Annotated in this window: 3 protein-coding genes; all 3 read right to left on the bottom strand. The window is 35.4% G+C overall.

The window, feature by feature from the left end:
- Positions 1 to 524: succinylglutamate desuccinylase/aspartoacylase family protein (locus tag ACJAT7_RS18650; protein WP_415228289.1), on the bottom strand; the 524-nt coding region annotated here is incomplete at its 3' end.
- A 24-nt stretch (positions 525 to 548) separates the two neighbouring features.
- Positions 549 to 1,790, bottom strand: coding sequence for an EAL and HDOD domain-containing protein (locus ACJAT7_RS18645; RefSeq protein ID WP_293755897.1), 1,242 nt, complete (start codon positions 1,788 to 1,790; stop codon positions 549 to 551).
- Positions 1,791 to 1,949: 159 nt separating this feature from the next.
- Positions 1,950 to 3,170, bottom strand: a complete 1,221-nt coding sequence (locus ACJAT7_RS18640; protein WP_415228288.1) for an EAL and HDOD domain-containing protein — start codon at positions 3,168 to 3,170, stop codon at positions 1,950 to 1,952.
- Positions 3,171 to 3,267 lie beyond the last annotated feature (97 nt).

Below are 3,267 nucleotides of genomic sequence, written 5' to 3'. Positions count from 1 at the left end.
CCATTATGCAAGTCCAAAACATAATCTGCATCAAAGGCTAGTTGCTGCAGTTTCAAATTAAGATGCTGGGCCAGACCAATACCCCATGTTTCGTCTAGTCTAGATTGTAATTGTTGTTTCATTTTTTTTCGAAAACGAAATTTGATAGACTGAACAGCTTCCTCATCATCAATACTATGTGCAAATTCACGAATAAAAGCGTCATCATAATAATAACCACGATTCCAGTTTGTGCCATTAACTGGGTCAAAACGCCCTAAGGTATATTCACCTGCCTTGATGTTGGTGCCAACCGGGTTACAGTTTGGCACCAACAACACCTCTCCACATATTGGTAAATTTTTTAGCCATTGAATAAGTTGATAAATAACTACATTGCCTTGCACCTCAGCACCGTGGATTGAACTCTGGATATACACTTTTGGTCCAGGCTGTTTGCCAACAAATCGATACAAAGGCACATTCATGTTTCGTCCAGATGCGTTTTGAGCGACCACTATGTGTTCTTTGAGCAGCTTATTCATACAAGTTGTTGTCCTATTGAAATGCTAGGCTTTAGATTCTGGAAAGTGAGGAGATATTGACCGGCGAACACCATTTCCCCAAAGAATAGCTTTATTAAATAAGCTATGTAGAAGCTTTTGATCAATTTCAAGAATTTTTGAAATTCTGATTACTTTTAGCCAATTACCACTTTCAAATGCTTTAACTAAGGACAAATACATAGATAAATCGTTTTGGCCACCACATAGAGCTTCCTTAACCTCGTCAGCTATAGGCAATTTCTCAACCAAGAATTCCATTTTTTGATCAAGTAAGGCATCCAGCATTGAAAACAAACCTACTAAAAATGCGACAGGAGGGTTAGTACCGATGGAGTTTTCAGAACCTAATAAATCACAAAATTTTGCTCGAACTAACGATAGGTGAAGTAACTCTAAAGGTTTATTGTCAGATAAATTAGCCAAGGCGAGTAAAGCGATAAACTTCTTAATCTCTACCTCACCCATATAATTAAGAGCATGTCGTAATGAAGTTATTTTGTAACGCTTATTTATAGTGGGGTTATTAATAAATCGCAACAGCATGTAAGACAAACCAACATCATGCTCAACAACACTATTAATACTCTCTATATCGAATGACTCACTAGAACTAGCACCCATTAATTCTACTAAAGTAAGTTTGGATGTAAGTAAATTTTTATTAGATACTGATTCCGGCTTAGCAAAGAAATATCCTTGAAAATAATCAAAGCCCACATCTTTATAAATACTAAAACTGTCTTGCGTGTCGACTTGATCTGCAATCAATTGCACATTTGCATCCATAATACGGTTGACGTTTGTCGCTAAAAATTCCAAATTTTCATGATTAGTATTAAATTTAAGCATATCAATAAAAGGCAAAAAATCGTTCCAATTTGGTTTCAGGTTGCATTCTTCTAAAGCGACTTTATAACCCATTTTTTTTACATGTTTGCACATATCCAAAAGGCTACTGGCGTCGCTTCTTCCAGCGACTAATTCTACCACCACATTCTCTGGATCAAGAGAAGCAGGCAAACCGCTCATTAGTGTTTCAGATTGGAAATTGATAAAAGATTTTTTACTGCAAGAGATATCATCTAAATGAAGTGTTTGATAATTTTTAGCGATAAGTTTACTCGTTTGCTCATCTCTTTCTTCACTAGGATAACAATTATTTTTACCATCTCTAAAAAAAAGCTCGTAGGCAAAAACTTGCTTATCCCTATCTAATATTGGTTGGCGGGCTATAAATGCAAACATGTCTATCCTGTTTGTGTATATTTATTATGGCGGTTTTTCGGGTCGATAATATCAGACCACGCGCATCAATCAACATGTTTTAAATGCCACTTTCAAGCCATCATAGCATTAAAAAAAAGGGCTTGAATACACCTCTGTTTATTTGGGTTAACCTTGAAATTAGTCCCTCACCGATTGTCTCATTGCGACACCCCATTTTAACGATTCATTATAAAAAGCTTGAGTCATTTTCAAGTCGAGTGATAATTGACTTGAAATGGTAGCAATGCCTTTCCAATAGCCACTTTCAAATGCTCTAATTAAAGCTAAAAATTGTCTTAGTTCGTTTTCACGACCACACAGGGCCGCCTTTATATTTTCGCCAATAGGCAATTTTTCAACGATATCCTCCATAGGTTGATCAAGTAATGCGTCTAGAAGCGAAAATAGTCCTACTAAAAAACCCGTAGGGGGGTTCTTATTCATTGATTTTGCCTGTCCGATTAAGTCACAAAATTTAGCTCTGACCAATGATAAGTGAATGAGCTCGACTGGTTTATTGTCACCTAAATTTGCCAGTGCTAGTAGTGCAATAAATTTTTTAACTTCTATCTGACCCATGTAATTCAATGCATGACGCAAGTCACTAATTTCATTATATTTATTGATAAGGGGATTATTAATAAATCGCAACAACTTGTATGACAAAGACACATCACGCTGAATAATATTGCTAATTTTATCAAGCTCAAAATCTTCTGAAGTGCTTGCAGCTATTAGTTCAATCAATGATAACTTAGAAGTAGGCAGTTTTTTTTGTTTTATAACTTCTGGTTTAGCAAAAAAGTATCCCTGAAAATAGTCGAATCCCATGTCTCGATATTTTTCAAATTCTTGCAAAGTCTCAATTTTTTCAGCAATTAATTTAATGTTAGAACCCAGGTACTTACCAATATTATCGATAAGTACTTGTTCATCACACTCAACAATGTCTACTTTAATAATATCGGTATAAGGTAAGAGTACATCCCACATTGGGTCAAAATCATGATCATCTAAGGCTATTTTATAACCTAACTCTTTAATGTTTGCACAAGCTTGAACTAGTTCAGCGGTAGGTTTAACTGTCTCTACCACTTCAATTACTACTTTTTTTGGGTCAAGCGAAGTTGGAAAACGGTGCAAAAGTGTGTCTTGATGAAAATTGATAAAAACGGGTTTGCCCGCGGAAATGTCTTCTAAACCAAGATCTAAGTGACTATCCGTTAAAATTTTCGATGTTGCTTCGTCTGGAGGAATATTTGGGAAACAATTATTTTCGCCGTCTCTAAATAATAACTCGTAGGCGTACAATTCCTTGTTTTTATTCAATATTGCTTGTCGCGCTATATATGTAAACATCGATTATTCATCTTTCCAAAATTACTGTTTAATGGTAAACATTGATCTGATACATACCATAACACCGTAATTATAATATTCCTAAAAGGTACTCTCT

Source organism: Psychromonas sp. (genome assembly GCF_047632995.1).
Lineage (GTDB): Bacteria > Pseudomonadota > Gammaproteobacteria > Enterobacterales > Psychromonadaceae > Psychromonas.
Note: the sequence above shows the minus strand (reverse complement) of the source record. Positions and strands in the feature narration are given on the sequence as shown.

What these genes read in the sequence shown, in the direction of transcription:
- ACJAT7_RS18645 (WP_293755897.1), bottom strand. Translation starts at nt 1,790, where the DNA reads ATGTTTGCATTTATAGCCCGCCAACCAATATTAGATAGGGATAAGCAA.
- ACJAT7_RS18640 (WP_415228288.1), bottom strand. Translation starts at nt 3,170, where the DNA reads ATGTTTACATATATAGCGCGACAAGCAATATTGAATAAAAACAAGGAA.